At 44.4% G+C, this 24,871-nt stretch carries 23 protein-coding genes; 10 read left to right on the plus strand and 13 right to left on the minus strand.

The genetic code is table 11. The features are described from left to right. Window positions 1-33 precede the first annotated feature (33 nt). On the plus strand, window positions 34-1,386 hold the full coding sequence (locus J4645_RS03105; protein WP_077911111.1) for a site-specific integrase: 1,353 nt from the start codon (window positions 34-36) through the stop codon (window positions 1,384-1,386). Window positions 1,387-1,503: 117 nt separating this feature from the next. On the opposite strand, the gene J4645_RS03110 is transcribed toward J4645_RS03105, so the two are convergent. From J4645_RS03110 to J4645_RS03120, 3 genes are read right to left on the minus strand one after another with little or no spacing between them, the layout of a single operon-like run. Next, window positions 1,504-2,034, minus strand: a complete 531-nt coding sequence (locus tag J4645_RS03110) for a GIY-YIG nuclease family protein (RefSeq protein ID WP_077910803.1) — start codon at window positions 2,032-2,034, stop codon at window positions 1,504-1,506. Then, on the minus strand, window positions 1,955-2,953 hold the full coding sequence (locus J4645_RS03115) for a primase-helicase zinc-binding domain-containing protein (protein WP_023215085.1): 999 nt from the start codon (window positions 2,951-2,953) through the stop codon (window positions 1,955-1,957). The genes J4645_RS03110 and J4645_RS03115 overlap by 80 nt, the downstream gene beginning before the upstream one ends. Then, window positions 2,946-3,272 (minus strand): hypothetical protein, encoded by a 327-nt coding sequence (locus J4645_RS03120; protein WP_023215084.1) that lies wholly within the window; start codon window positions 3,270-3,272, stop codon window positions 2,946-2,948. The genes J4645_RS03115 and J4645_RS03120 overlap by 8 nt, the downstream gene beginning before the upstream one ends. Before the next feature lie 1,033 nt (window positions 3,273-4,305). Between J4645_RS03120 and J4645_RS03125 the strand changes: the two genes are divergently transcribed. The 4 genes from J4645_RS03125 to J4645_RS03140 all read left to right on the plus strand — a co-directional run bounded on the left by J4645_RS03125 (window position 4,306) and on the right by J4645_RS03140 (window position 8,238). Then, on the plus strand, window positions 4,306-4,773 hold the full coding sequence (locus J4645_RS03125; protein ID WP_023215083.1) for a hypothetical protein: 468 nt from the start codon (window positions 4,306-4,308) through the stop codon (window positions 4,771-4,773). Window positions 4,774-5,139: 366 nt separating this feature from the next. Beyond that, window positions 5,140-5,382, plus strand: coding sequence for a hypothetical protein (locus J4645_RS03130; protein ID WP_023215082.1), 243 nt, complete (start codon window positions 5,140-5,142; stop codon window positions 5,380-5,382). 11 nt (window positions 5,383-5,393) lie between these two features. Further along, complete coding sequence (locus J4645_RS03135) at window positions 5,394-7,124, plus strand: hypothetical protein (RefSeq protein WP_023215081.1); 1,731 nt, start codon at window positions 5,394-5,396, stop codon at window positions 7,122-7,124. Window positions 7,125-7,986: 862 nt separating this feature from the next. Continuing rightward, entirely contained in the window at window positions 7,987-8,238 is a 252-nt protein-coding gene (locus J4645_RS03140) for a helix-turn-helix transcriptional regulator (RefSeq protein WP_024147083.1), read from the plus strand. A gap of 283 nt (window positions 8,239-8,521) precedes the next feature. Here the strand turns inward: J4645_RS03140 and J4645_RS03145 are convergent, their stop codons facing one another. The 3 genes from J4645_RS03145 to J4645_RS03155 all read right to left on the minus strand — a co-directional run bounded on the left by J4645_RS03145 (window position 8,522) and on the right by J4645_RS03155 (window position 10,343). Further along, entirely contained in the window at window positions 8,522-8,734 is a 213-nt protein-coding gene (locus J4645_RS03145; RefSeq protein ID WP_127702294.1) for a hypothetical protein, read from the minus strand. Window positions 8,735-9,482: 748 nt separating this feature from the next. Continuing rightward, entirely contained in the window at window positions 9,483-9,899 is a 417-nt protein-coding gene (locus tag J4645_RS03150) for a hypothetical protein (RefSeq protein WP_023215077.1), read from the minus strand. 84 nt (window positions 9,900-9,983) lie between these two features. Further along, complete coding sequence (locus tag J4645_RS03155; RefSeq protein ID WP_208208934.1) at window positions 9,984-10,343, minus strand: hypothetical protein; 360 nt, start codon at window positions 10,341-10,343, stop codon at window positions 9,984-9,986. A 108-nt stretch (window positions 10,344-10,451) separates the two neighbouring features. On the opposite strand from J4645_RS03155, the gene J4645_RS03160 reads away from it, so the two are divergent. The 4 genes from J4645_RS03160 (at window position 10,452) to J4645_RS03175 (ending at window position 13,825) form a co-directional block, all read left to right on the plus strand. After that, complete coding sequence (locus J4645_RS03160; protein ID WP_023215075.1) at window positions 10,452-10,619, plus strand: hypothetical protein; 168 nt, start codon at window positions 10,452-10,454, stop codon at window positions 10,617-10,619. A 270-nt stretch (window positions 10,620-10,889) separates the two neighbouring features. Then, window positions 10,890-11,222 (plus strand): hypothetical protein, encoded by a 333-nt coding sequence (locus J4645_RS03165; RefSeq protein ID WP_023215073.1) that lies wholly within the window; start codon window positions 10,890-10,892, stop codon window positions 11,220-11,222. A 14-nt stretch (window positions 11,223-11,236) separates the two neighbouring features. Further along, window positions 11,237-11,518, plus strand: coding sequence for a hypothetical protein (locus J4645_RS03170; RefSeq protein WP_023215072.1), 282 nt, complete (start codon window positions 11,237-11,239; stop codon window positions 11,516-11,518). 180 nt (window positions 11,519-11,698) lie between these two features. Then, window positions 11,699-13,825, plus strand: coding sequence for a phage tail tape measure C-terminal domain-containing protein (locus tag J4645_RS03175; RefSeq protein WP_023215647.1), 2,127 nt, complete (start codon window positions 11,699-11,701; stop codon window positions 13,823-13,825). A gap of 172 nt (window positions 13,826-13,997) precedes the next feature. Here J4645_RS03175 and J4645_RS03180 read toward each other — a convergent pair whose 3' ends face one another. The 6 genes from J4645_RS03180 to J4645_RS03205 all read right to left on the minus strand — a co-directional run bounded on the left by J4645_RS03180 (window position 13,998) and on the right by J4645_RS03205 (window position 22,033). Continuing rightward, the gene (locus J4645_RS03180; RefSeq protein WP_000079017.1) at window positions 13,998-15,431 is read right to left on the minus strand and encodes an SDR family oxidoreductase; all 1,434 of its coding nucleotides are present in this window, start codon (window positions 15,429-15,431) and stop codon (window positions 13,998-14,000) included. 10 nt (window positions 15,432-15,441) lie between these two features. Further along, window positions 15,442-16,443 (minus strand): low-specificity L-threonine aldolase, encoded by a 1,002-nt coding sequence (ltaE, locus tag J4645_RS03185; protein WP_000566346.1) that lies wholly within the window; start codon window positions 16,441-16,443, stop codon window positions 15,442-15,444. Window positions 16,444-16,481: 38 nt separating this feature from the next. Further along, window positions 16,482-18,200, minus strand: a complete 1,719-nt coding sequence (gene poxB, locus J4645_RS03190; RefSeq protein WP_023215071.1) for a ubiquinone-dependent pyruvate dehydrogenase — start codon at window positions 18,198-18,200, stop codon at window positions 16,482-16,484. A gap of 157 nt (window positions 18,201-18,357) precedes the next feature. Further along, window positions 18,358-19,326: an NADH oxidoreductase gene (gene hcr, locus J4645_RS03195; protein WP_000178698.1), complete on the minus strand. Its 969-nt coding sequence runs from the start codon at window positions 19,324-19,326 to the stop codon at window positions 18,358-18,360. 11 nt (window positions 19,327-19,337) lie between these two features. Then, window positions 19,338-20,990 (minus strand): hydroxylamine reductase, encoded by a 1,653-nt coding sequence (gene hcp / locus J4645_RS03200; RefSeq protein ID WP_000458793.1) that lies wholly within the window; start codon window positions 20,988-20,990, stop codon window positions 19,338-19,340. Between the two features lie 143 nt (window positions 20,991-21,133). Further along, window positions 21,134-22,033, minus strand: coding sequence for a lysine exporter LysO family protein (locus J4645_RS03205; RefSeq protein WP_000491120.1), 900 nt, complete (start codon window positions 22,031-22,033; stop codon window positions 21,134-21,136). A 200-nt stretch (window positions 22,034-22,233) separates the two neighbouring features. Here J4645_RS03205 and J4645_RS03210 point away from each other — a divergent pair, with 200 nt between their 5' ends. Further along, complete coding sequence (locus tag J4645_RS03210; RefSeq protein ID WP_000599770.1) at window positions 22,234-23,892, plus strand: ATP-dependent endonuclease; 1,659 nt, start codon at window positions 22,234-22,236, stop codon at window positions 23,890-23,892. On the opposite strand, the gene J4645_RS03215 is transcribed toward J4645_RS03210, so the two are convergent. Continuing rightward, a complete protein-coding gene (locus J4645_RS03215; RefSeq protein ID WP_001528818.1) occupies window positions 23,889-24,839 on the minus strand; it encodes a VirK/YbjX family protein in 951 nt (316 codons plus the stop codon). The two genes, J4645_RS03210 and J4645_RS03215, sit on opposite strands and share 4 nt — an antisense overlap. Window positions 24,840-24,871: the final 32 nt, after the last annotated feature.

A 24,871-nucleotide genomic window follows, 5' to 3' on the forward strand; every position in this document is an offset into this window, starting at 1 on the left:
CAAAAAGATTAAAAATCAAAGGGCTGCGAAAAGATGCGGAAAAACGATGTACCTAAAATTGTACCTAAATTTCCCCTTCCAAATCCATCACTTAAACGCCGTGGAAACACTTACAGCGTCAGGGTACAACTTCCTTCGCAAATTCTGAAAATTCACTCTAAAAAATACAGTGATGTGATAGTTTCGTTGAAAAGATGTACAGATTTAATGACCGCTCAAAAAATGTTAAAAATGGTAAAAATTGGTTTTAATTTGCAACGACAACTAAAAGCAGAAAGTATATCTGAATATCGATTCAAGATTAAACAATTAATATTCAGTCTTATTGATTGTGAAAAATCTGAAGAAATAACCATGCGGGATTTATTGCAAACTATCGTTATTAATCAAGCGAAAACAGATAACGCGATATTTTTTAAGGACTGGTTTCCTAAATATCAAAAAGAAAAAATTAGCTCTGGTGAATGGACAAAAGGTACGGAAGAAACAAATCAAACAACTTATAATGAATTATCATTTTATTTAATAGATAAAAACTTAGCTTCAATGACGCATGGTGATTTTATTGAAATGCGAGAAACATATTTCAAGGATAAATTAAAAGCAGGGAAAAGTAAAAGTGAAGATACATTAAAAGCAACGGTAAATCTTAGACTTAGTAAAATAATTGCGTTTTTTAAATGGCTGCAAGTAAAAGGGATAATAAATGAGAATAGAGCAATAGATATTAAATTTAAAGATAAACGTTCAGATAATGACAAGAGAGGGACTTTCACGAATGAACAGTGTCATAGAATCCTTGATTTAATTCATGCGGGATTTAGTTGCAACAACAGTAAGAGAAGGACTTATGGTGATGATGGTGAAAGTCTGGTTCAACAACTAATTGTATTAGGTATGTTTACAGGAGCGCGTATAGCTGAACTACAAGATTTAGCTAAGGAAGATTTTTTATGTGATGCAAATGGCGCACCCAAAGGTATTTATATTCATGGTGCGGTAAAAAATTCAGCAAGTGAACGCCTTATTCCGCTTGGTGATTTCCCTAAGTGGTTTAAGTTAGATTTATCGTTGTTTCGTACTTGCAGGAATGAAGATTACAAGTATTTCACTAAGGATACACTTGGTAAAGAAGTAAATAAAACCATAAAAAAGATTATCCCAGAAGCGTTAGAAGATAATTTAACGTTTCACTCTTTCCGCCATTCATTCGAAACACGCGCAAGCAAATATGAAAATATAAATACAACACATATTGACCAGATAACAGGTCACGCCTTTAAAGATACGGGGCGTAAAATTTATCTGGCTAAAAATAAAAACTTAGACGATATAGAACATTTATTTTTAGTTATTAATAAAATTAACTTGGCATTGTTGAAGTAATATTGTTCGCTTCGCTCACGCCCCTGCGGAGCTGGTGGGGTAAAAAGAAGGTTGGTTTTGAACCCGCTTTTTCTCTACCTCACCAGCGCGAAGCGCAGCCCCGTAAGGGGCATTAATCTAATAATGTTGATATATAATATCCCCTCCTGTAAATGCTAATGCGCTTAATGCTATTGATGGTTCTACATTAAAAAATTCTGATGAACCGCCAAATTTTAAATTAAAAGGTAATGTTTGATAAGGCTTTAAAATTTCATGTGCTTTCTTTTCGGCAATGCAGGCTATTTGTCTGGAAGGGTAGGAAAATAGTGAATACAGCGTACATCCTATTCCTAGCCTGAAAGACAGTTCACTTAATCTTGCATTAACATTAGCTGTCCTTCCGATCTTTATAATCCCTCCGCAAAGAATAATGTAATTAAAATAAGTTTTTTCCCTGTTGTTCTGGCAAATCGGACATTCATCACCATAAATATGATATATACCAATTCGTTTATAAGTCCCATGCAACGAGCAATAAATGTGTAATTTAGAAAATAAATCAGTAAAATTATAATATCTGTATTTATTACTGTATTGTTGGTTTGCGGTCTGTAAGAACCCTTCGAAACTCATCACGCACTGCAATTTTTCCGCGCTGAAAAACATCACACCAATCCTCACCAGTAGTTACGGGCATAGCCCACCAACATTTATTTACTTGCGACATTGTTTTTACGGTGGCTTTTAAGCCTGTACTATCTTTATGACTATCATTATCAGTCAAAATGCATATATCAGCATTGGGGTAATATCTTCTTGCTTCTTTGGCAACGTTCAGTAAGTTATTGTTATTTCCGGCAGTTAAAAATAATGATGCCGGATATAATTCACTTATTGAGTATTGAAAAGCCGTAACCGTTCCAAAACCTTCACCAATAAATATTGTTTCAATATTCCCATCCTGATTGCGCTCACAGTGAAAAGCTCCTGACAATTGACTATCTTTAATAAATGTTTTATCGGCACTTACTGGCAGTCGTTGCAATGCGCAAAATGTATTGTCGGCGCGATAGTAATCTAATAATGTTTGACCGTGACCGCCAACCCACATCATTTTTCTAATCCCTTTGGCTAGCAGGTAAGGTGATTCTTTCCATGTGGCGTTTTTCGTGTGTTCGCTTATGCTTTGCGTAAATAATTCAAGTTTCTTATCATCTAAATCGGCAGGTTTAAATTCCTGTTTCTTCTGTTTTGGCGTAGGGCGCATATAAAAATGATTCGGGTTAGTCCATTTTTCCGATTTATTAAATCCAATACGTGCGCCTATGTCCTTATATGGTAAGCTGGTCTTTTGAGTTATTATATAAAGGGGCTGTAATATCTTACTGCCATTTATTCCACATCCCTTTCGGCAATATCCTGTCTGCGGATAGTCACCAGCTTTACGCCAGTTAAATCTATCTGACCCACCACAAATAGGGCATGGTTGACTCTTGTTCTCCAGAATTTCAATACCAAAATCACGCATGTATTCAATAGGATTTTGTTTAATATAGTTATTTAAATCAGTAAAGAAATTAGCCATTATATTTACTACCATATCGTCTTGCTGGATGTTTTGCAAAAAAGTCTACAATGTCTTGCTTTCGATACCAGATATAACCCTCTGTCTCATGGTAAATTTCTTGTGGAAATTCCTTTGGGTTAAAACGCTTTGCAGCATAGAACATAGGGGAAGTTACGCCTGAAAGGGCAATTGCATCCTTACCACATACAAGCCCTGCAAGTTGTACTTTCTGGGATTGCTCATTGATTTGTGCGGCGATTAATTTCTTATTTTCTTTGGTGTATTTTTCAATTGCCATTGAACGCAATTTTTCTTCAAAGTAATTTGTGTCGGTCATTTTATTTTTCCTAAAATTAAATACATGTCATTATTGGTACTGGCGGTGTTGGTAATGATATTGCTTTGCCATCCATTTCTATGACGCCTTTGCGAACCATTTCACTGAATGCTCTTTTTATCGAATCCTTCCTTTCCCGACATTACTATCATTTGTACTTAAAAATAATTTTAAATTGATTGGTTTAGCATATTGTTTCCTGCTGATTTCATTGTATATTGATTCTTATAGTACCAGTTGTGATGATGCACCTTTTAATTTAAGCATTAGTGATATATTTATTTTGTAGCTTGGTTTGAATGCCATAATGATATAAGAATAGGATATGAATGCAATGCATATTTTGATGGCACTTAACGCCTTAAAATATGTCAACAATAAGCCTGTAAGCCTTGTCGCGCGTGGATTCCATTGGTGCTGAGACCTTTGTTAAGATAAGCTATCAGATTCATTCCTAAGTGTTTTTATGTTTTTGTTGGATCATGATGAATAGCATTAATGGTTCATGTCGATCATAAAGCATACAACAAACCACTGTATGTAAATTCAATTTCGATAAATAGAAATTAAAAGAGCAATAATTAATTAATACTGTTTTATTTTTTCAATTAAAAATAATGAATTTAAATTGGTTAAATTTTTATTTTTCGTCAACTATATGACACCTACACCAGTGTAAAAACGCTGGTGGAAAACTGATTACTACACCATCAGTTACACCAGTGAGCAAAAAATGTTCCACCACGTTTTTTGTGTGAGGCTTGCACTTGCCTGTAAAAATAAAAGTGGTGGAATTTAGGCACGCTTACGCAAAAAATAAATTTATCATGTCGTATCATATTAATTCTGATGTGGAAAAACAGGACACATTACAGACGCTTTGCAATCACGGCTTTAAATGGGGTGTTGTGCATAAAGGTAAAATAATATTTAAAACTTTTATGAATATCAGGCACTTAACTATAAGCGCCTAATGAATTTATGGGGCGCTAAGATCCTGCCCGTTAATGATTATCTTTTGGAGTTTTTATAAATGAATGATGCATTGTTAATTTTAGGTATACCCGCATTAATTGGCGCGGCTATTGGTTATACTATTTGCTTTTTTAAAATGCGAAATACCACGCCGCAGAAACCGCAGCACATAGACCTTTCAGAAATTAAGGAATATTGTGAAGATATAGAAAATCGCGCTGTAAGCGCCTCTAATTCATTTGTAAAAGGATGGTTTAAGGATGATGTACAGAAGATAAATGATATTTATGAATGTTTAGAAACTGTATATTCAAGAATGAAAAAGAGTGATGAAAAAGAAGAAAGAACGCATAAAGCATTAGTTGATTTATTTCAAAATGCCGTCTTAAAAACCGCAGATGATGCGGAAATGAAAGAAAAAATACAAGATATGGAAAGTGAGATAATCGAGTTACGCAGAAGCATTAATAGCCTAAGTTATAGACCACGAAATATTATAGCCGATAGAATATCAAATAAAGATTAATTAATTAATCCCCTTAAATGGGGATTTTTTACGATTTGATCAAAAAATCGGCTTTCTGTATCGCATTGTGCGGCGTTTTCTCATGGTAGGTAATGCAATCCTTCAAGTAAGCAATAAAACTGCTCAGAATGGCGCATATTAAGCCGCGTCTATTTTTGATAGATATAGTCGATCAATAACCACATACAAGGTTAACACTGACTATTGTTATGAATTCATATCAGTAACTTATTGTTATATAAGGCTATTTTCTTTTTAGAAAGCGGCGTATACTTATCACCAGACGCAAAAAAGCCCCTATCAAAGAGCGCCAACTCTAAGGGGCTTTTAAACCAATCAACTACATATTTTATGGAGGTTCATCGAATGAACATCACAGCCGCCAATATTACTCCTGTTAATAAAGTACTGTCAACACGCCCAGAAGATTTAATTTCACCATCAGCCGCGCAAAAGCTAGTTGGTATTACCGCTACTGAGTGGCATTATGCAAGACGTTACCGCATTGATACTAATGATTTTCCGATAAATTACGGCGTTGGTAATGGTCGTTATGCTCTTTTTAGCGCATCAGAAGTGACAGAATTTTTTAACCGCTTTAAGAAATAAGGTGGGTTAAAATGAGTATGGAAATTTATGTTGTCTGTCATGATGAAGATGTAGGCACTACTTATTATTCAGATGGTTCAATAAGCTTTAGACAAGAAGATGAAAGCAGAATTATTGTTGGTAGTGATTCAGATTTTATTTATTACAAAGATGGGTCGCACTCATTTATTGGTGAACGAACACCCGATGAATTAATGGCGGATTTTGAATATTATGCAAGACACGGTTATTTTGATGATCCCGAAGTAGTGGAACAAAAATACCCATCGGTTACATTAAATTCTACCACTTGTTTTAATAATTATACACCTAAGACGGAATTAGATAAGATGGTAGGTGATTTAATAATTAACCCGCTTGATGATAATTACGGAATGCCAAGTTATGACGAAGTAAAACCATATCATAAGCTATTAAATAACAATCCTGTTTTAACTGGCTTGTTTGATTGGCAAATTGAAAACACTAGAACATATTGCCCTGAATTAGCATTGGCGTTTTCCGTTGCGTCAATGGCTTCTTTAATTTCTGGCAGATGGTCATATAAGGGAACGCTAACGAGTAATTTATATATTGCAGTTTTAGCCCCGACATCAGTTGGTAAAACTCAGACGATGGATTTATTTTCCAAAATCTTACAAGATTCTGGGGACGAAAATAGAATAGGCGCAGATAATTTTAAATCTGAAGGGGGTATGTCTAAAGAAGTTGCGGAAAATGCAGCAAAAACATTCATGTTAGATGAATTAGGATTTTTAATTGCGCGCATTATGTCGCCAAAAGCATCTCAGACAGATACACAGATTCAACGAGCAATCCTTAAAATGTTCACCGCTTTTAATTCTGGATATTCACCGGAGGCAAAAAGTGCAAATAGTGATAATAATAAAAATAACAGTGTAATTAAAAATGCTTGCCCATCTATTTTTGGCGTGTCAACGCCGGATGTATTCTGGAGTGCATTTTCAAGCCGTGAGGCTGGGACGGGTTTTTTAAATAGAATGGTAGTTATTGAAGCCAAGACAATTGGAAAGCGTAAAGAACCAAAAAATTCACCAATGCCAATAAATGTGGGTGAATTTGTTAGCAGTATTTATATGCGCTTTAATACGGTTGAGTCCGGTCGCTTGTTCATATCTAATGATTGCAAGACTTTAATTGATGGTGTCAATGTTGATAAACTTTTTCAGTCGGTGACAAAAATAGAAGAAGATTTGATTTTATCTGATGATAAATACGGTTGTGTTTATGCAAGGCTTGCAGAATTAACGAAACGAGTAGCAATTGTATTTCAGGTAACAAGCAATATAAACAGTACACATATTGAATACGATAACGCTCAAGCCGCATATGATTTTGTTAGATTTTGTCTTGATTATTCATATAGCAGCGCCGTAAATAGCATTAAAGATAGCAATATAGAGCGTTTGCAGGGTGAAGTAATTAAAGCGATTAACGAAATCAAGTCTGATAAATCAGGGAATGCACAAAATTATGACGGTGTAACAGGGAAATGGATTAGGGAGCGAATGTTAAAACGCAAATCATCTATTAATAATGATAAAGAAAGCGATGCAGCATTAATGAAAATGTGTAGAAATGGTCATATTTACAGAATGGAAATTAAAAAGGATTTAGGAAAGCAAACATATTATTATGTTAAGCCTGAATTTTTAAATGAATTTGAAGATGTATTTAAATCACATGGCTATAAATTGCGAAATACGATAAATTTTGAATAATAATATATTCCACCACTTCTTTTTTTAACCCGTCGATTATGGCGGGTTTTTTATTTGCATATTAAATATCACCTTCTCATCTTGGATAATCCTCATCGACCGCATCATACCCATCTAAATCCCTCAACGTGCGCCACGCTGACGCCATCAAGATACCTAATCCATACAATCACCTTAGACAAGCGCAAAACCGCTCAGAATCGCTTACACGCATTCAGTGGTTAAAAATCAAACGAGTCATGATATGTCATGGAAAAGTCAGACGTGTTTTGACACGTAAAACCCAGTAATGGCGCGGGTTTCAGGCCGATTTTATCAAAAGTCAGAAAGTCACAGTATAAAACAGGGTAAAAACATGGGGATATGGGGTAAGGGGGGTATAAGGATTTTAATGGGGATATATGACTTTTATGACTTACTATAAAACTACTATCTAACCCTTGCGGCGCTTGGGAATGTTGAGTCAGAAAGTCGCTGACTTTCCTATGACTTTAATGTCTTGATAACATTTAACACAAAAAATTAACATTTAATTGCTCATTGCGTGATCAATTTTAGCAGGAATCCAGCGGCGTCAGGCTTTGCAAGGGTGTTTTATAAAAAAGAAGTGGTGGAATATTATTCATTTACCGTCTGTATTTTTCGTTTATTTCTGTTTGTGGTAAATTCAGTGTGCCAGCGTGAAAAAGGCGCTGGTGGGGATTTGCAGCCCCAAACAAACAAAACCATTGGCAAGCAATTGCCGATGCGCGTGCGCACGTCAGTTATGGCGGTCACGGCGAGGGAGTCGAAAGGCTCGCCAGTTTTGTTTGTTTGCTGGTACTGCAAACCTCGTCGTGATCGTCACCACGGGGATGCAAGTATGCAGGAAACAGACTGGCACAAGGCGGATATTCTTGCCGCATTAAAGAAAAAGAAAATAAGTATGGCTGGATTATCTCGCGAACATGGTTTATCTGATGGGACATTATTAAATGCATTAAATCGAGACTGGCCTAGGGGTGAATTAATTATTGCAAATGCAATCGGCGTTTCACCTCAAGAAATTTGGCCTTCTAGATATTATGAAAAAGATGGCTCTCCGAAAAATCGTGTAATTCGAAAGCCTATTTAAATAAATCAATGCGTCTCTAATTTAAGGGGCGCATTTTGTTTTACTGACTTCTTGTGTAGTGGGGTATGCCGCGCGCGTGTGCGTAATGGATATTAATTAATTTGTATTTATGTACTAGTTAGAAAATACGAATTTCACAGGCCAACTTAATTAGCATTGTTCCGCTTCGCTCCACCGCCTACGGCGTGGTGAGGTAGAGAAAAGGCGGGTTCAAAACCAACTTTCTTTTTACCCCACCAGCCCCGCAGGGGCGTGAGCGAAGCGAACAATGAGCTCAATATGATTAGCTGTTAATTCCTAATTGCTCATTCCATTCTCTAACCCACATAGCTGTTTGTTGATAGTCGCGGGCAGCACCAAATCTAAAAGTTGAAAAATCTGGGAGATGGCAAATATATCCATGAAAAGATAATTCTTTTTCTCTGGTATCCATATTTCCCTGAATCCATTCAAGGTAAACCCCATGTAAATGGCGCTTGGTTTCTGCTTTGGTCATTTTCGTTACTCCAGTAAAAGGGAATGGATGTTATCACCATTAACGGCTATAAATTAATTTCTAAAATTATCATTGTGTTTCAGCTTTTTAATTCATAATTTATCACAGCCAAAAGGCTTGATAGTTTATGCCATTTGGCATATTGCATTTTTAGTGACATTCTACACAATTTAGTTTTAAAATTATTTGAGATATTTTAATGAAAGTGTTTTTCGCATATATGTTTATTATTGCTGGTGGAATTCTTGTAATGTACGGGGCAACAATGAAAACCACTAGTGGGTTTTCTGAAACGCTGAATATTGGGCTTTTATTTAATCAGTTTGAATTTAACGTTGTCGGCGCTTTATTATTTATTGGTGGGTATATTGTTTCGTCAACATGTAAATTGTCGAAAGAGTAATTTTTAAATGGAAGCGGACGAAAATGTTGCTTCAGGTCGATAGCTCCTATCGCTCGGCGTCAGCCCATCACAGCGGGCCCAACGTCTGTCAGGCAAGGTGATTGTACGGCTTAGTGCGCCATCGCCTCCTGATGCTTCCTGTGAATTCTTTGGTTGATAATTGTACATATATGGCGTGACTGGTGTTCGTCATTGGGTGGATATAGGCATGATGCTGGATGCCTCAGATTTGCGCCGGAACTATACCGCCAGCAAGCGCAAGAGGTGAGAGGGTATGATTGGGTGACCTGTCAGGATGAAGCCGTATAGAGGCGCACGGAGCGCCCCTTACTGATGGCTGGATTGTTATTGCACGTAACCGTGAGCTTGACATGCCCAGTTGTCGCACATTTCAATTCCTGTCACATCAGTCATTGAACCATTTTTATAGAAAATACCTTCAGGTTGCCATCCCGTATATCCTCCAAAACTATTTTTAGCGTTAACCAGTACACCAATAAAATAACCAAAATGTGTGATTCCTTTATAATCAGTTAGCCAGTATTTTTTGGGGGTGTCAATTTTGAATATGGCTGAATTTGGGTCAATTAAATTGCTACGTATAAAATCTTTAATTTCAACTTTATCTTCATCTGTAGGTGCCAATCCATAATCACCATTTTGAATTTTAATGTTACTTGGCCTGTTAAACTGGGCGCACCCAGATAAAAGTAAAGACAAAAACGCTATCAAACCAACTAAGATATTTTTCAGACTAATCATTGTGTGTATCCATAAAAATAGGGTGATTTAGATTAAACCACCCTGATAGCATAGTAATTACTGGAACCGATAATTAGAATGGGATTAATTGTTAATTTTTTTCTCAGTGTGTGAGATAAAATTTCTAAGCAGATCTTTTTCAATTACGATTTCACTTTTTATCTTTGGGTTACCTACAGCTTCAATTCTTTCAAGATAAAACATCAATTCTTGTTGTGCATCGCATTTTCTTTTAAATTTAATTGCGCCCCCGAATTTTTCAGTTAAAGAATCATCATTACATAAAAAGTAGATTTTATTATTTATGGTTAATTGAATTAAATATGTTTTCCTGGTGAAGTAATCTAGTCTTTCCTTTGCTTTCAATAGGTTAGCTTCGGCTTTGTTAACTAGTGAGAGTGCTTCTTCTTTACTTATAGGTAACGTATCGTCAGTATTGATCATTATTTGATCCTTTAGGTTAGTTTCATCAAAAATATATCATCAAACGCTTGTTGATGGTGTGGTGATTATATTATGATAGCTTCATTCAATGAACAAGAGGAAGAATGTATGTCCATGCGACGTGTTATATGCTCTATTGATGAGCAGGAGCTTAATATTATTGAAAAATATAAGCTTTATTATAAGGATAAATACGGAGTAAATCTTAGTAGAAATGCGATTATCAGAATGTTGGTTTGTCGTTTAGATAAAGAAATTAACGAGGTGATTAAATGAATAATAATTGTGAGAGAATTTTTAGCACTATGTCATACAACTTTCCGATAAAGGACGAGGTTGAAAATTTAAAATTAATCGAGGCCGAACTAACTGAGGCCGGAATGTACAGCAAAGATTATGTTATCGCTATTTATTTAGGGATGATTAAAAAGGAAAGTAACTATCTTACTAGTCCAGACTGTGCTTTATAGAGGATATGCTAAATGATTATTGCGCTTATCGTTATCATGGCAGTTGCCTCCCATGTATTAAGAACGGAGTTTAAAAATGAACACTGATAAAAGGCGTTATGGAGTATTTGTTATCAACCCTGAAACGGATAGCGATAACCCTGATACTATGTACTGTAATGCGTATTTAAAGCCTTTGTCGATATTTCCATCAACGGCACTGGCAAATGACAAGCGCCGCTCACTTATTAACATTTTAAATAAATCAAATGACAAGCGAAAAGTCGTAGTTAGAACAATGCTTGATTTGGTTGATGTTGAAATTTATAAACAAGAGCAAATCGCCAGTAAAAACGATGAAGTGGAAGCGGAAAAGGATAACCGTTATGAAATTCTCAAGAAATTGATGATTAAGAATAACTCCAAGTAAAAAGGTTAATTAAGATGAACCCAGATTATGTTTTTTGGACGGTCGTATACCATAAGAAGTCCGAACCTTTAGACCCTAATTCTTTTTACAACAAGAAGAACAAGCCTGTTTTTAAATACTCAACCCGAAGGGAGGCCGCTTATGTTTGTGCAGAAAGAAACAGTAAACTAAAAGGAGATTCAAAATATTCCACGCAAAAATTTTATGACTATGATGCTGAGAAGGCGGACTTGGAAGAATTAAAAAAGAGTCAGCAAAGGAAAAGACGGGAAATGTTAATTAGACAGGGGCATTAAATATCAGGACGTATAAATACATAATTATCTTTAGAATCAAATAGTGTGTGGGTTAATGGAATTTAACCCATCATATTAAATCACTCTAACACAAGGTTTAAAAACTTCCTTTTCTTTACCCACCAGCCCCGCAGGGGCGTGAGCGAAGCGAACCAATATACATTAAAGAGGTAAAATAAAATGTCTGGAACAGATGCTGAATTAGGCTTTTCTGTAGATACATCACAAATAACCGCCGCTTCTGGTAGTTTAGATGATTTAGCTAAATCAGCTAAAGGTGCTACTGATGCCGCAAGTAAATTAGCAGACCAAATGAGTAAGCCTATTAACATGCACGCTGGCGGTTATTATTCTGGTCTGCTATCTAAAACAAAAGACCAGTTAGCTAGAGCGGAGGCTGAAATTGCAGAAAGCGCTAAAAAAACTGGAGGTAACTGGTTCACTAATTTTATTAGTGGAATTAAAGAAAACCACGGCGCATTAAGAGAGCTTGGCGTAATGTCTCATGAGGCTATGTCGGGGCGATGGACTAATCTTCGCGGTTCTGCGAGTATATTTATGGGCGCTGCCGGATTGGGCGGTCTTGCTGGCACTGGAATCATTATGGGTGTAACCGGATTAATTGAAGGGATTGAAGAATTAACAGAATCAATGCAGGAAGCCGCGCAAGCACAAAGGGATTTACAACAATCATCAATATTATCCGGTAATGCTAATGCATTATTTTCAGGGAAAGTTGATGATATTGTTAACGGTCTACAAACTATTAAATATGCTTCAAGGGAAGCTAAAGAAGAGTTTATTTCCAATGCGCTTAATGCTGGGCTAACACCTGATTTTTTGAAAAAGAATGGTTCTCTTCTTCTTCAATATCAACAGGAATTCGGTGATAAGCAAACTGAAGCGATGGAGAAAATACTTGCAGAAACACAAACTGATGCAACCAAAGGATATGCCGCACTATATAAAATGGGTGACGGTCTTCTTGATAAGGTAAATAAAGATATTGAATCTGGGAATTATAAAACCGCTGGTTCTGATATTATGGCTGGGTTATTGCAGGGGATGCAAAATGAAGTAACCGAATCACAGGGGAAACAGGGTGAGCTAAAACAATCAACATGGTTGGATGATGCTTTATCTTATATGGGTATGGGTGCTATGGGCTATTCATCTGCTGGGGTTCAGGTTCAACAGAATATATTAAATGGGATGAGACAACGAAAAGATTTTATTATTAAAAAAACTGATGAATACCATAAGGATGTTGCTAATTCAATAAATTCATCGAAATCAAAAGATTTAAGCGATACAAAAGAATACCATGATTTTAACGCTTTCTATCATACATCCTTTAGTCATCACGGTTTAACTGCTGCTCAAAGGGCCGCAAATAAAGCCGCCGCAGATGCCGCAAGATATGCTCAACAATTAAGTGATTATAGCACTAGAGTTAATGAGCAATTTAAATCAATGGATTTGTCTATAAATAAAAGGTGGGCGAATAAAAATCAACCTTTTAGCGATTTATCTTCTGATGCTTATGATTTTGAGCAGACGCAAGAACAAATCAACGAACAGTTTGATAACATGATTGATAACTTAAAAATCATGGCAGAACATCAACATAAATCAATCTCATCTCCTGAATTTGTAAAACAAATTGCTGATATAAATAAAATGCGCGGCGATGCTTTAGAGGATAACCTAAAAGGATATAATAATTATGAGGATAACCTTCATTCCGTATTAGCTGGCGCTAAAAAAGGAATGAAAAGTTACCAAGAAACATCTGATAAAGTTGCTTTGCAAGTTGCGCAAGTATGGGATAAATCCTTAGATTATATGACCGATTCATTAACTGATTTTTTCACAACAGGGGAGGCGGAATGGAAAAATTATTTAAAAGATATTTTAATCATGATCGAAAAAGTAATGGTAAGGGATGTTATTGTTACTCCGTTTAGTAATTGGATGGGCGGGTTACTTGGTGTTGGTAGTTCTTCAAGTGGAGTTTCAGCCACTGAATCAGCAATGGATTATAATTCACTTCCAGTACCAAGCGTGCCAAATCTAAGCGCCACGAAAACATCAGGTGTCGGTTCTTCTTCTGTTTCCGGCATTCAGGTTTACGTGTATAATCAGGGAGGAAATACAAATGGAAATGTACAATCAAGTACAAAACAGGGTCAGGATTTAGGTAAAGCCCTTCAACGCGCCGCGCAAAACTGGATTAAACAGCAAAACGTTCAATCAAACAGGCAAGGCGGCACAAATAAAGCAATGAATAGCTGGAGTGTAAAATAATTCCAGTACCTAAATTTGCTTTTTCCGCACCTAAAATGTAAAATCAACTTTGATTTAATTGTTTAAAATCAGGTCTGTACCCATTGCATTGTTTAATAAACCGTCGTGCGCATTCTTCCGTGAATTACGTCGGTATGCAATGGGAAACACGAAAGAATACAGCAACTTTTTCTCATTTTTCTGTGATTTGTTCTGCAAGTCGGGCAATACGCCTTGCCATTCCCCGGAAAATAAACAGGTGCGCCGGGATCATCAGTAGCCAGTAAATCAGGCCCGGCATTCCGTGTGGATGCCACCAGGCGCGCACGTCAATTTCGCGGTAGCGGCCTTTATCGTGCAGCGTGAAGCTAAGCCGCCCCAGACCCGGCGCTTTCATGCCAAACAAGAGCGTGAGCTGTTTTTCTGGTTCGACAATGATCACTTTCCAGCTATCTACCGTATCGCCAGGCTTGAGCAAGGTATGCGACGGGCGGCCTTTCGCCAGTTTATGCCCCACCAGACGATCCATCGCGGCGCGCGTCTGCCACAAAATATTGCCGAAAAAATAGCCCTCTTTGCCACCCAGCCGATTTACGACCTGCCAGAGCGCCGATAGGCTGGCCGGGGTCTGCGCGGTAAAGCCCGCCTGCTTTGGAAAATAGCCGTATTCGGGACGCCAGCGGGCGAAGGCCAGCGCGTCGTAGCCCCAGTCGCTGGAGTTCACCAGTTTTTCTTCTTCTTTTAGCGTGCGGCGAACGGCGTCATCAAAGGTGATAAGCGTTTGGGGGATCAACTTTTTTAACGCGGCGTCATCGGCCAGCAAATCGTGCCTTAACCCCTGGATTAAGGCTTTTGCGGTAGTCGGCGGCACAGAGGTAATGACGTTTAAAAACCAGACCGAAATCCAGCGGGTCGGAAAAGGCACCGGGATCAGCGGACGCCGTTTACCGCTGACGGCCATAAAACGTTCAAACTGCTGCTGATAGCTTAATACCTGCGGCCCGGCGGCTTCCAGAATACGATGCTCGCGCGCAGGGTGGTCCAGTAAGCCGACCAGGTAGTAGAGTAAATTTTCCAGAGCGATGGGCGTGGTGCGCGAACGCACCCAGCGCGGCGGCGTGAGTATTGGCAGGTTGTAAACCATGTCACGCATGACTTCGAAGGCGGCGGAGCCTGCGCCGACGATGATCCCGGCGCGTAATTCCGTCACCGGCACGCCTGCGTCGCGCAGTGTGTCAGCCGTAAGCTGGCGGGCGCGCAGGTGATCGGATTGCTCATGCGTCGGCGCCTGCAATGAACTGAGGAAAATAAGTTGTTTAACCGGCGTCTGGCGCAGCGCGTCGCGCACGTTGAGCGCCGCCTGACGCTCATGGGCGATAAAATCGCCGCCTTCGCCCATGCCGTGTACCAGATAGTAAACGGTATCAATGTCGCGAAGCAGTGCGGGTAAATTTTCCGGCCAGTGCAGATCGACCTTATGACAACTGACGTTGGCGAGGCGCTGTTTTTCCAGACGTTCGACGCGCCGCGCCGCCGCCCGCACCTGATGCCCTTGCTGACTTAGCGCAAAGACCAGGTGCTGGCCAATATAGCCGCTGGCGCCGAGAACCAGAATGCGTTGCGCCACGTTGCTCTCCTTAGCGGGCTAAAAAGGCGCGCCAGTGGGCGACGACGTCGGCAAGCTGTTCGCGAGAGACATCCAGATGCGTCACCAGACGCACAATCGGCGCGGCGTTAATCAGGATATTCCGTTCCCGTAAATAGTCGCCAAGCGCGGCGGCCTGTGCTTCGCCAACGCGAACAAACAGCATATTCGTTTCGTGGCGCATGACCTCCGCGCCCGCTTCCCGAAGCTGCTGCGCCAGCCAGGCGGCGTTATCATGATCCTCTTGCAGACGCGCCACGTTATGCTTCAGCGCATACAGTCCGGCCGCTGCCAGAATCCCGGCCTGACGCATTCCGCCGCCGACCATTTTACGCCAGCGCGTCGCGCGTTTAATGTAATCGCGGTTGCCGACCAGCAGCGAACCGACCGGCGTTCCGAGACCTTTTGACAGGCAGATGGTAAAAGAGTCGCAATACTGCGTAATCTCTTTTAACTCACAGCCGTAGGCAACCACCGCGTTAAAAATTCGGGCGCCGTCAACGTGCAGCGCCAGCCCACGTTCGCGGGTAAACGTCCAGGCGTCTTTCAGATACGCGCGCGGCAGCACTTTCCCGTTATGCGTATTTTCCAGACTGAGCAAGCGCGTACGCGCGAAGTGGATGTCATCCGCTTTAATCTTCGCCGCCACGTTCTCCAGCGGCAGCGTACCGTCCGCGGCGGCGTCGATGGGCTGCGGCTGAATGCTGCCGAGCACCGCCGCACCGCCAGCTTCATAGAGATAATTATGCGCGCCCTGACCGACGATATACTCTTCGCCGCGTTCACAATGGCTAAGCAGCGCGACCAGATTGGCCTGGGTGCCGGTGGGTAAAAAAAGCGCCGCTTCTTTACCGGAAAGGTCGGCGGCGTAGCGCTGAAGGGCGTTAACGGTAGGGTCATCGCCGTATACGTCGTCCCCGACCGGGGCGGTCATCATCGCCTCGAGCATGGCGCGGCCCGGTCGGGTAACGGTATCACTGCGTAAATCAATCATGGCACATCCCTGGATTTTAAAAGGTGATGTGCACTGTTTTACCTTAGCCAGTTCGTTTTCGCCAGTTCGATCACTTCATCGCCGCGGCCGCTAATAATGGCGCGTAGCATGTACAGGCTAAAGCCTTTCGCTTGTTCCAGTTTGATCTGCGGCGGGATCGCCAGCTCTTCTTTTGCCACGACCACGTCAACCAGTACCGGGCCGTCAATGGAAAACGCGCGCTGTAGCGCACCGTCCACGTCTGCGGCTTTTTCCACGCGAATACCGGTAATGCCGCAGGCTTCGGCGATACGCGCGAAATTGGTGTCGTGCAGTTCGGTACCGTCGGTAAGGTAGCCGCCGGCTTTCATTTCCATCGCCACAAAGCCCAGCACGCTGTTATTAAAGACGACGATTTTTATCGGCAGCTTCATCTGTACCACCGAGAGAAAATCGCCCATCAGCATACTGAAGCCGCCATCACCGCACATCGCGATAACCTGCCGACCCGGCGCGGTGGCCTGAGCGCCGAGCGCCTGTGGCATGGCGTTGGCCATTGACCCGTGGTTAAACGAGCCCAGCAGGCGGCGCTTGCCGTTCATTTTTAGATAGCGGGCCGCCCAGACGGTCGGCGTGCCGACATCGCAGGTAAAAATAGCGTCGTCAGCGGCGAAATGGCTAATTTGTTGCGCCAGATATTGTGGATGGATGGCTTTATCGCTGAGTTTGGCTAAGTCATCAAGTCCCTTACGGGCGTCCTGATAGTGCTCCAGAGCTTTATCGAGGAATTTACGATTGCTTTTTTCTTCCACCAGCGGCAGCAGGGCGCGAAGCGTGGCTTTAATATCGCCCACCAGCGCCATGTCGACTTTGCTGTGCGCGCCAATACTGCCCGGGTTGATGTCAATCTGAATGATTTTGGCATCGCTCGGATAAAAGGCGCGGTAGGGGAACTGGGTGCCGAGCAGGATCAGCGTATCGGCGTTCATCATGGTGTGGAAGCCAGAAGAGAAGCCAATCAGGCCGGTCATTCCCACATCATAAGGGTTATCGTACTCAACGTGCTCTTTGCCGCGCAGGGCATGAACGATTGGCGCTTTTAGCTTTGCCGCCAACGCGACCAACTCCTCATGCGCGCCCGCGCAGCCGCTACCGCACATCAATGCGATATTGCTGGAGTAGCGCAGCAGTTGCGCCAGTTTTTTCAGCTCTTCCTCCGCCGGCGTGACGACGGGGTGCGGGGCATGGTACCAATGAGTGACGGCGTTTTCAGGCGCGGGTTTCAGCGCCACGTCACCCGGCAGTACGACCACGGAGACGCCGCGGTTTAGCACCGCTTTGCGCATGGCGATGGCGAGTACCTGCGGGATCTGCTCCGGGCTGGAAACCAACTCGCAATAGTGGCTGCATTCACGGAACAACTCCTGCGGGTGGGTCTCCTGGAAATAACCGCTGCCGATTTCACTGGACGGAATATGGGCGGCGATCGCCAGAACAGGGACGTGGTTACGGTGGCAATCAAACAGGCCATTGATCAGGTGCAGGTTGCCCGGTCCGCATGAACCGGCGCACACTGCCAGCTCGCCGGTAAGCTGCGCTTGTGCGCCGGCGGCGAAAGCGGCAACCTCTTCGTGGCGGGTTGGCATCCATTCAATGGTTCCCATACGATTAAGACTATCGCTCAGGCCGTTCAGGGAGTCGCCAGTGACGCCCCAGATTCGTTTTACGCCAGCCTGTTCCAGCGTTTTGGCGATAAAAGCAGCAACGGTTTGTTTCATGGTTCTCCATCTCCTTAAATGTGATAACGGTTACAAGTTTAGTTGAAGATGACGATGACGTTTTTCTTTGGCGAAGAGAGGGGCGAAAGGATGAAGCGAGTGGTAAATCGCCCGGTGGCGCTAACGCTTACCGGGCCTACGATGGAACGTTTACCGATTATGCGAGAACAAGATCGCCCTGCGGATGGCAGGAGCAGGCCAGTACGTAACCTTCGGCAATCTCCGCCTCGCTCAGCGTCATGGTGCTGCTCACCGTATAGTCGCCGGAAACGACTTTGGTTTTACAGCAGCCGCAAACACCTGCCCGACAGGCAGCGGCAACCGGTACTTTATTACTCTCCAGCGCCTCCAACAGCGTTGTACCGATCGGGGCATAAAATTCCTGCGCTGGCTGTAGTTTGGTGAATTTCAGGCCGCTGGTTGCCGTTTCCGCCACCGGCGTGAAGAACTTCTCTTTAAAGAAGCGCGTTACGCCAAGCGCTTTCACGCCCTGTTCGACGAAATCCATATAGGGCGCCGGGCCGCAGGTCATGATGGTGCGCGATGCCAAATCCGGTACGCGCTGTAATAATTCCGTGGTCAGACGGCCCGCGACAAAACCTTCCGTGGCATGATTTTCCGCCACTAGCGTGACCGGATACTGTCGCCACTCGTCGGCAAAAATCACATCATCCGGCGAACGGACGTTAAAGATGACCTGCACATCGGCCTGCGGGCGGTATTTCGCCAGCCAGCGACGCATCGACATGATTGGCGTTACGCCACAACCGGCGGCGAGCAGCAGAAACTTATCTTCTGTTTTATCGTCACAGGTAAAATCGCCCATTGCATCAGACAGCCAGATGTAATCGCCGCGCTTGATGTCATGGGTCAACCACTGTGAACCCGTGCCATCTTCAATCCGACGAACGGTCAGCGTGATATATTCACTGACGCCCGGCGTAGACGAAAGGGTGTAGGCGCGCAGCGTTTCCGCTGAATTACGCACGCTCACCAGCGCATACTGCCCGGCGCGGTAAGGGTAGTAGTCATGGCATAATAGCGCAATTGTCCATACATCCGGCGTCTCCTGACGGATGTGATGCACCTGCATTCGCCAGGGACATTGTGAGGTTGGCATCGTCATCATTGGCCTCCTTACGCGCTCAGCAATTGCTTCATGTCTTCTTCAACGGTGGTCACGGAGCGCAGACCGAACTTCTCGTTGAGGATAGCCAGCAGATCCGGCGTGAAGAAGCCCGGCGCGGTCGGCCCGGTGACAATATTTTTCACGCCTAATGACAGCAGCGTCAGCAGAATCACGATCGCTTTCTGCTCAAACCAGGAGAGCACCAGCGATAGCGGCAGATCGTTGACGCCGCAGCCCAGTTTTTCCGCCAGCGTCACCGCCAGGATAATCGCGGAGTAAGCATCGTTACACTGACCGGCATCGACCAGACGCGGCAGCCCTTCGATGTCGCCGAACTCCAGTTTGTTGAAACGGTATTTACCGCACGCCAGAGTCAGGATCAGGCAGTCATCCGGTACGCTGGTGGCGAAATCGGTAAAGTAGTTACGCTCGCCGCGCGCGCCGTCACAGCCGCCGACCAGGAAGATGTGGCGCAGTTTTTCACGACTGACCAGATCGATGAGCGTATCGGCAGCGCCGAGCAGGGTCTGACGGCCAAAACCGACGGTGATGAGATGCGGAATTTCGCTATACGGGAAGCCCGCCATCTGCTGCGCCTGGGCAATGACCGGCCCGAAGTCATCACCTTCAAGATGGCTAACGCCCGGCCAGCCGACGATGCTACGGGTCCAGATACGGTCGTCATAGCTGCCCACGGTCGGGTCGATAATGCAGTTAGAGGTCATCACGATTGGGCCAGGGAAGCGGGCGAACTCGACCTGCTGATTCTGCCAGCCGCTGCCGTAGTTACCGACCAGATGCTTGAATTTACGCAGTTCCGGATAGCCGTGTGCGGGAAGCATTTCACCGTGAGTGTAGACGTTAACACCGGTGCCTTCGGTCTGCTCCAGCAGGTTGTAGAGATCTTTCAGATCGTGACCGGAGATCAGAATGCACTTGCCTTCAGTCGCTTTGACGTTGACCTGAGTCGGCGTTGGGTGACCGTATTTGGTGGTTTCACCGGCATCCAGAATGCTCATCACTTTGAAGTTCATCTGGCCGATTTCCATTGCGCACTCCAGCAGCGCGTTCATATCAGCAGGCCAGGTGCCGAGCCAGGCCATGATTTTGTGGTACTGCGCGTAAATGTCGTTGTCGTATTGACCGAGAACATGCGCGTGCTCCATATACGCCGCCGCGCCTTTCAGACCGTACAGGCACAGCAGACGCAGGCCGAGGATATTCTCGCCAATGGCGGCTTTGTCTTTATTCGGGGTAAATTCCGCCGCCTGACGTTGCAGTTCGCCCAGATCGTCGCTAACCAGTTGCAGATCGGCCATCGGATTTTCGCAATGCGCATTGGCATCCACGCTCAGGCACTGCGCTTTCAACGCTTCACGCAAGGCAATCGCTTCACGGGCGTAGCCGACGATACGCGGAGAGTCGAAGTTAACATTGGTCAGCGTGGAGAAAAACGCGCGCGGCGCAAAGTTATCAACGTCGTGATTAATGATGCCATATTCACGGGCCTTCACCGCCCAGGCAGACAAACCTTGCAAAGCCGCAATCAGCAGATCTTGCAGATCGGACGTTTCAGCTGTTTTACCGCACATTCCCTGCGCGTAGGAGCAGCCGTTTCCGGCTGGTGTACGGATGGTTTGTTCACATTGCACACAAAACATGGTCACACCTTTTAAAGTTATATTTAATATACATGTTTAAGGTTATGCCTGTGAACAAAGGGATAAAAGGGATTTCTGCCATAATGTGCAAGGAGATTGATTTAGCGCAATTTTGGCGGCAGATGCCTACCGCCAAAGAGGTATCAGGCCGAGAAGAACGCCATTAAGAGGGGGACCAGCAGGCTGAGGATAAAGCCATGTACGATAGCCGCCGGAACAATCTCTACGCCGCCGGAGCGCTGTAATACCGGCAACGTAAAGTCCATTGAGGTCGCTCCGCACAGGCCCAACGCCGTTGAACGGCTGCGGCGAACCAGGCCGGGAATAAGCATAATGGCTAAGAGTTCGCGGGCCAGATCGTTAAAAAATGCCGCGCTGCCGATAACCGGTCCAAACGACTCCGTCAGCAAAATACCGGAAAGAGAGTACCAGCCGAAACCTGACGCCATCGCCAGGGCGGTTTTTAGCGGTAAGCCCAGGATAAACGCATTAATCACGCCGCCCAGTAATGAGCTTGCCACGACAACGACCGCGACCATCATTCCCCGGCGGTTAAGCACAATTTGCTTTAAGGTCATGCCGCTATTTCGTAGCTGAATCCCCACCAGGAACAATAAAAAGATCAGCGTATATTCACTGGCTTCGGTGGCGTGCTGTAAAACAGAGAGTCCGCTCAGGCCGATAACAAACCCCAATACCACTACGCCGCACAGTTGCAGCGACTCCAGCGCCATGGCAATACGCGAAGGCAGTTTTTCCTGCTGATGATGGTGACGCCACGGGAGGATACGTTCCAGCCACAATAAGGCAGCGATATTACACAATAAAATAATCGTAATACTGACAGCGGAATAATGAAAAATCGCCACCAGATTACTGGCGAGGTTATCCAAAAACGCCAGGCTTATTCCCATAAAAAAGAGAATAAGATACACGATCCAGCTCAGTAGCCGGTTAATAAGTTGTAATGCGGCTTTATGTCGCAGTGGAATGAGATAGCCCACAATCAGTGGAACCAGAATGATTAAAAGTCCTGAAAACATGAACAGCCGGGCCCTTTTTTATTGTTTGAATAGCGTACATGACACTACCGAATTCCAGACTATCAGTAAAGCGACACCGTCAGCCGTACATTTATCATACAGTTGCCTCAGGCAAAGGAGGGAATATCACGCCAGGCGGAAGCATTTGCCGTTATACTGCGGTGAGTTTAATGGAGTGGTGACGCTTTTCTGGAGGAAGCATGATTCTCGAACGCGTTGAAATAGTGGGATTTCGCGGTATCAACCGACTGTCGTTGATGCTGGAACAAAACAACGTGCTGATTGGGGAAAACGCCTGGGGCAAATCCAGCCTGCTGGATGCGCTGACTCTGTTATTGTCGCCGGAACTCGATCTCTACCATTTTGTCCGTGAGGATTTCTGGTTTCCGCCTGGCGACATAAAAGGACGCGAGCATCACCTGCATATTATTCTGACTTTTCGCGAAACGCAGCCAGGGCGGCATCGGGTACGTCGTTATCGAGCGCTGGAAGCATGCTGGTCGCCTTGCGAGGATGATTTTCACCGTATTTTTTATCGGCTAGAGGGAGAGTGCGGCGCTGATGGCAGCGTGATGACGCTACGCAGTTTTCTTAATAGCGATGGGCAGCCATTGCCGGTGGAAAATATTAACGATCAGGTGCGCCATCTGGTTCGTCTGATGCCAGTGCTACGTTTGCGCGATGCGCGCTTTATGCGACGTATTCGCAACGGTACGGTGCCCAATGTGCCGGATGTTGAAGTCACGGCCCGACAGCTGGATTTTCTGGCGCGTGAGCTGGCGACCCGGCCGCAAAATTTAACCGACGGGCAGATTCGTCAGGGACTGTCCGCGATGGTGCAACTGCTTGAACACTATTTCTCAGAGCAGGGCGCAGGACAGGCGCGTCACCGACTCATGCGCCGGCGTTCGCAAAATGAGCAGCGTAGCTGGCGCTATCTGGATATTATTAATCGGATGATCGACAAACCGGGCAGCCGGTCGCATCGGGTGATCCTGCTGGGGCTTTTCTCCACGCTGTTACAGGCGAAAGGGACGCTGCGGTTACATAAAGACGCGCGACCATTACTTCTGGTGGAAGATCCGGAAACCCGTTTACATCCCATTATGCTTTCAGTCGCCTGGCAATTGCTCAATCTGTTACCGCTACAGCGGATAGCGACGACTAACTCAGGCGAATTGCTCTCGCTAACGCCGGTGGAGCATGTCGTACGGCTGGTGCGCGAATCTTCCCGCGTCGCCGCCTGGCGTTTGGGCCCGGGCGGGTTAAGCGCGGAAGATGGACGGCGCATCGCCTTTCATATCCGCTTTAATCGCGCGTCGTCGCTGTTTGCGCGTTGCTGGCTACTGGTGGAAGGCGAGACGGAAACCTGGGTTATTAATGAGCTGGCGCGTCAGTGTGGACATCATTTTGATGCGGAGGGCATTAAAGTCATTGAGTTTGCTCAGTCCGGTCTGAAACCGCTGGTGAAGTTCGCCCGCCGTATGGGAATCGAGTGGCATGTCCTGGTGGATGGCGACGAAGCGGGGAAAAAATATGCCGCGACGGTCCGCAGCCTGCTTAATAACGATCGGGAAGAAGAACGCGAACATCTCACGGCGCTGCCTGCGCTGGATATGGAACATTTTATGTATCGTCAGGGCTTTGCCGATGTTTTTCACCGGGTTGCGCAGCTTCCGCCTAATGTACCGATGAATACCCGGAAAATTATCACTAAAGCTATCCACCGCTCGTCAAAGCCGGATTTGGCGATTGAAGTTGCGATGGAAGCCGGGCGGCGGGGAATTGACGCCGTGCCGCCGCTGTTCAGAAAGATGTTCTCGCGCGTGGTTTGGCTGGCGCGGGGCCGGGCGGATTAGCGTTTGAATGTGGCCGGAACCTGTTCGACAACGCTATCGAGTAAAGCATAGCGGCGGCGATACTCGGCCCGTTTTTTACTGGCGATCTCCGCTTCGCTTTTTCGGGCGATCGCCAGCGGTAGCGTATAGTAATTCCCTTTAATTCTTTCACCGCCTAACGATTCCCAAAACGCGTCATAGTCGGCATGCATTTGCGTCTTTTTATCCATGTATCGCCAGCTACGGTAAACGTGCGCATCGTTACTCACGGCTATAATCTGCTCCGCCTGAAAGACTTGCGCAAACTGACAGAGAGCCTCCATCACGATGCGTTTGGGAAAAAGACCATGGCAGGCTTTGGTCGCCTGCTGGATAATTTCGTGAGGGACGTCGTTTGCCGCGCCCTGTAATCCGCCGATAAATAGTGTGCGTTGTTGGTTAAAGCGACACAGGGTAAATGTGATCTCTGCCAGAATACGTAACTGTGCGTCGCGAACAACAATAGTGCTTTCACCTTCTTTATCCAGTGAGACCAGACTGACTAAATCAAGTTGAAACAACTCGCCGGTTTTAGTTTCAAATTTAGCAAGATTCAGGCCATACTGACTTAAATAGCTAACTTGTTGTTCCCGCGATAAAAGTTGGCGCATCTGTTGATAATGAAAACACAGAGCGTCTAAGGCGAAATCGCGTTTAATATTTACAGCCATATAAGGACGATGTAGCCGAATAGGCAAACGCGGCTGACGAGCAAGTAACGTATTTAACTCCGGCCATTGGGTGAGATTGGTCAGTAATTGGCTGGTCGCACGCGGCATGACTAATGAGCGGATTAAAAACTTGCGACGAAAGCTGGCTTTACGCCAGAATTTTCCTGGCTGTAATTGCCCGCGCGTCAGACGAATAAATAATTGTAAAGGAGAGATGTGATCTGAAGTGTACCAGGTATTATCTGTAAGCTGTGTCATGATCGTAATCCGCGACATAAGATTGTCGAGAT

This window comes from Salmonella sp. 32082101201600294FB01SM01 (genome assembly GCF_017572865.1).
Taxonomy (GTDB): Bacteria; Pseudomonadota; Gammaproteobacteria; order Enterobacterales; family Enterobacteriaceae; genus Salmonella; species Salmonella enterica.

Bases quoted from the DNA above. Each gene is read 5' to 3' on its own strand.
- J4645_RS03105 (WP_077911111.1), top strand. From the start codon at position 34: ATGCGGAAAAACGATGTACCTAAAATTGTACCTAAATTTCCCCTTCCA.
- J4645_RS03110 (WP_077910803.1), bottom strand. From the start codon at position 2,034: ATGTTTTTCAGCGCGGAAAAATTGCAGTGCGTGATGAGTTTCGAAGGG.
- J4645_RS03115 (WP_023215085.1), bottom strand. From the start codon at position 2,953: ATGGCTAATTTCTTTACTGATTTAAATAACTATATTAAACAAAATCCT.
- J4645_RS03120 (WP_023215084.1), bottom strand. From the start codon at position 3,272: ATGACCGACACAAATTACTTTGAAGAAAAATTGCGTTCAATGGCAATT.
- J4645_RS03125 (WP_023215083.1), top strand. From the start codon at position 4,306: ATGAATGATGCATTGTTAATTTTAGGTATACCCGCATTAATTGGCGCG.
- J4645_RS03130 (WP_023215082.1), top strand. From the start codon at position 5,140: ATGAACATCACAGCCGCCAATATTACTCCTGTTAATAAAGTACTGTCA.
- J4645_RS03135 (WP_023215081.1), top strand. From the start codon at position 5,394: ATGAGTATGGAAATTTATGTTGTCTGTCATGATGAAGATGTAGGCACT.
- J4645_RS03140 (WP_024147083.1), top strand. From the start codon at position 7,987: ATGCAGGAAACAGACTGGCACAAGGCGGATATTCTTGCCGCATTAAAG.
- J4645_RS03145 (WP_127702294.1), bottom strand. From the start codon at position 8,734: ATGACCAAAGCAGAAACCAAGCGCCATTTACATGGGGTTTACCTTGAA.
- J4645_RS03150 (WP_023215077.1), bottom strand. From the start codon at position 9,899: ATGATTAGTCTGAAAAATATCTTAGTTGGTTTGATAGCGTTTTTGTCT.
- J4645_RS03155 (WP_208208934.1), bottom strand. From the start codon at position 10,343: ATGATCAATACTGACGATACGTTACCTATAAGTAAAGAAGAAGCACTC.
- J4645_RS03160 (WP_023215075.1), top strand. From the start codon at position 10,452: ATGTCCATGCGACGTGTTATATGCTCTATTGATGAGCAGGAGCTTAAT.
- J4645_RS03165 (WP_023215073.1), top strand. From the start codon at position 10,890: ATGAACACTGATAAAAGGCGTTATGGAGTATTTGTTATCAACCCTGAA.
- J4645_RS03170 (WP_023215072.1), top strand. From the start codon at position 11,237: ATGAACCCAGATTATGTTTTTTGGACGGTCGTATACCATAAGAAGTCC.
- J4645_RS03175 (WP_023215647.1), top strand. From the start codon at position 11,699: ATGTCTGGAACAGATGCTGAATTAGGCTTTTCTGTAGATACATCACAA.
- ltaE (WP_000566346.1), bottom strand. From the start codon at position 16,443: ATGATTGATTTACGCAGTGATACCGTTACCCGACCGGGCCGCGCCATG.
- poxB (WP_023215071.1), bottom strand. From the start codon at position 18,200: ATGAAACAAACCGTTGCTGCTTTTATCGCCAAAACGCTGGAACAGGCT.
- hcr (WP_000178698.1), bottom strand. From the start codon at position 19,326: ATGACGATGCCAACCTCACAATGTCCCTGGCGAATGCAGGTGCATCAC.
- hcp (WP_000458793.1), bottom strand. From the start codon at position 20,990: ATGTTTTGTGTGCAATGTGAACAAACCATCCGTACACCAGCCGGAAAC.
- J4645_RS03205 (WP_000491120.1), bottom strand. From the start codon at position 22,033: ATGTTTTCAGGACTTTTAATCATTCTGGTTCCACTGATTGTGGGCTAT.
- J4645_RS03210 (WP_000599770.1), top strand. From the start codon at position 22,234: ATGATTCTCGAACGCGTTGAAATAGTGGGATTTCGCGGTATCAACCGA.
- J4645_RS03215 (WP_001528818.1), bottom strand. From the start codon at position 24,839: ATGACACAGCTTACAGATAATACCTGGTACACTTCAGATCACATCTCT.